Annotated in this window: 1 protein-coding gene; it reads right to left on the minus strand. The window is 46.9% G+C overall.

What is annotated here, in order from left to right:
• On the minus strand, positions 1 to 273 hold a 273-nt coding region (locus DF185_RS23425; protein WP_207784761.1), incomplete at its 3' end, for a hypothetical protein.
• Positions 274 to 369: the final 96 nt, after the last annotated feature.

The following is a 369-nucleotide window of genomic DNA, read 5'->3' on the forward strand; positions in this document are numbered from 1 at the left end:
CTTAGTAAGTTTAGAGTTGATTCTTTTTCTTTCCCGAGCGTAGCGCAGCAGGTCTTCACAGATAAACTGGGCACTGTGGTAAAAGGCAAAGAATTGGATCATTTTTTGTAAATAGAATCTGCGGGTCGCTCCCTCATTGCGCAAGGTTTCCAGTTTCTTTTGAGAGGCAACAAGGGCATCATGCAGCGATTGCTCGTCTGGGATTCTCTTTGAGCCGATATCGCGCATGGCCTGTGAGGTGACTTTTGCAAGCAGTCGAAGCTCATCTTCCATTATTATATGATAGCCTTCGCCGTGAACATGGCTCAGAGCATGGAGCATTGCCCGTAGGTGTGAGGCACATTTCTCTAGGATTTCCACTTTCATGCC

Source organism: Marinifilum breve (assembly GCF_003202155.1).
Taxonomy (GTDB): domain Bacteria; phylum Bacteroidota; class Bacteroidia; order Bacteroidales; family Marinifilaceae; genus Marinifilum; species Marinifilum breve.